Source organism: Pseudomonas sp. NPDC087342 (assembly GCF_044744265.1).
Taxonomy (GTDB): Bacteria; Pseudomonadota; Gammaproteobacteria; order Pseudomonadales; family Pseudomonadaceae; genus Aquipseudomonas; species Aquipseudomonas nunensis.
This window is the reverse complement of the sequence record NZ_JBIUXZ010000053.1, coordinates 1-1,781: the sequence shown is the minus strand read 5'-3', so window position 1 is coordinate 1,781 and position 1,781 is coordinate 1. Positions and strand designations below refer to the sequence as shown.

Below are 1,781 nucleotides of genomic sequence, written 5' to 3'. Positions count from 1 at the left end.
TTCTCTACCCAACCACCTGTGTCGGTTTGGGGTACGGTTCCTGGTTACCTGAAGCTTAGAAGCTTTTCTTGGAAGCATGGCATCAACCACTTCGTGTTCTAAAAGAACACTCGTCATCAGCTCTCGGCCTTAGAATCCCGGATTTACCTAAGATTCCAGCCTACCACCTTAAACTTGGACAACCAACGCCAAGCTGGCCTAGCCTTCTCCGTCCCTCCATCGCAATAACCAGAAGTACAGGAATATTAACCTGTTTTCCATCGACTACGCTTTTCAGCCTCGCCTTAGGGACCGACTAACCCTGCGTCGATTAACGTTGCGCAGGAAACCTTGGTCTTTCGGCGTGGGTGTTTTTCACACCCATTGTCGTTACTCATGTCAGCATTCGCACTTCTGATACCTCCAGCAAGCTTCTCAACTCACCTTCACAGGCTTACAGAACGCTCCTCTACCGCATCACCTAAGTGATACCCGTAGCTTCGGTGTATGGTTTGAGCCCCGTTACATCTTCCGCGCAGGCCGACTCGACTAGTGAGCTATTACGCTTTCTTTAAAGGGTGGCTGCTTCTAAGCCAACCTCCTAGCTGTCTAAGCCTTCCCACATCGTTTCCCACTTAACCATAACTTTGGGACCTTAGCTGACGGTCTGGGTTGTTTCCCTTTTCACGACGGACGTTAGCACCCGCCGTGTGTCTCCCATGCTCGGCACTTGTAGGTATTCGGAGTTTGCATCGGTTTGGTAAGTCGGGATGACCCCCTAGCCGAAACAGTGCTCTACCCCCTACAGTGATACATGAGGCGCTACCTAAATAGCTTTCGAGGAGAACCAGCTATCTCCGAGCTTGATTAGCCTTTCACTCCGATCCACAGGTCATCCGCTAACTTTTCAACGGTAGTCGGTTCGGTCCTCCAGTTAGTGTTACCCAACCTTCAACCTGCCCATGGATAGATCGCCCGGTTTCGGGTCTATTCCCAGCGACTAGACGCCCTATTAAGACTCGCTTTCGCTACGCCTCCCCTATTCGGTTAAGCTCGCCACTGAAAATAAGTCGCTGACCCATTATACAAAAGGTACGCAGTCACCCAACAAAGTGGGCTCCCACTGCTTGTACGCATACGGTTTCAGGATCTATTTCACTCCCCTCTCCGGGGTTCTTTTCGCCTTTCCCTCACGGTACTAGTTCACTATCGGTCAGTCAGTAGTATTTAGCCTTGGAGGATGGTCCCCCCATATTCAGACAAAGTTTCTCGTGCTCCGTCCTACTCGATTTCATGACTAAGAGATTTTCGCGTACAGGGCTATCACCCACTATGGCCGTACTTTCCAGAACGTTCCGCTAATCTCAAAGCCACTTAAGGGCTAGTCCCCGTTCGCTCGCCACTACTAAGGGAATCTCGGTTGATTTCTTTTCCTCAGGGTACTTAGATGTTTCAGTTCCCCTGGTTCGCTTCTTAAGCCTATGTATTCAGCTTAAGATACCTAACTTATGTTAGGTGGGTTCCCCCATTCAGACATCTCCGGATCAAAGTCTGTTTGCCGACTCCCCGAAGCTTTTCGCAGGCTACCACGTCTTTCATCGCCTCTGACTGCCAAGGCATCCACCGTATGCGCTTCTTCACTTGACCATATAACCCCAAGCAATCTGGTTATACTGTGTAGATCTCGGTGGGCGCAGTATCGTTAAAATCGGGTGGGGGGTGGGGGGGGGGGGGGGGGGGGGTGTGGGGGGTGGGGTGGGGGGGGGGTGGGGGGGGGGGGGGGGGGGGGTGGGGGGGTGGGG

Annotated in this window: 1 rRNA gene (running past one end of the window); it reads right to left on the bottom strand. The window is 52.2% G+C overall.

Annotation, left to right across the window (positions count from 1 at the left end):
* Positions 1 to 1,626, bottom strand: a 23S ribosomal RNA gene (locus ACIOYV_RS33205); it reaches 1,461 nt to the left of the window's first position.
* Between the last annotated feature and the right edge of the window lie 155 nt (positions 1,627 to 1,781).